A 613-nucleotide genomic window follows, 5' to 3' on the forward strand; every position below is an offset into this window, starting at 1 on the left:
TGCGGCCGCACCGGGGCGTTCTTCTCCTTCGAGGAGGCCGGCATCACCCCGGACATCGTCACCGTCTCCAAGTCCATCAGCGGCTACGGCCTGCCTATGTCCCTCTGCCTGTTCCGGCCGGAACTGGACGTCTGGGAGCCGGGCGAACACAACGGCACCTTCCGCGGCAACAACCCGGCCTTCGTCACCGCCGCCGCCGCGCTCAACACCTACTGGGCCGACGACAAGCTGAAGCAGCAGACCCTGGCGCACGGGCAGACCATCGAGGCCGCGCTGCGCGACACCGCCGCGCACCACAGCGGATCCTCCTACCGCGGCCGCGGGATGGCATGGGGCCTGGAGCTCGCCGACCCCCGGCACGCCGGCCGCGCCGCACGCCGAGCCTTCGAACTCGGACTGCTCATCGAGACCTCCGGTGCGCACGACCAGGTCGTCAAGCTGCTGCCCCCGCTGACCATCACCAGCGACGAACTCGACCAGGGGCTGCGCATCGTGCAGCGCGCCGTCTACGAGACGGCATGAGCGCGTCCGGTACCGCCGACGGAGAAAGGACCCGTCCCGCCATGACCCGTCCCGCCATGACCCGTCCCGCCATGACCCGTCCCGCCATGAC

Annotated in this window: 1 protein-coding gene; it reads left to right on the forward strand. The window is 70.5% G+C overall.

Features of this window, described 5'->3' with window-relative positions; genetic code table 11:
* On the forward strand, positions 1–522 hold a 522-nt coding region (locus IE312_RS40440), incomplete at its 5' end, for an aminotransferase class III-fold pyridoxal phosphate-dependent enzyme (protein ID WP_229899908.1).
* Positions 523–613: the final 91 nt, after the last annotated feature.

It is taken from the genome of Streptomyces capoamus (assembly GCF_014654935.1).
Lineage (GTDB): Bacteria > Actinomycetota > Actinomycetes > Streptomycetales > Streptomycetaceae > Streptomyces > Streptomyces capoamus.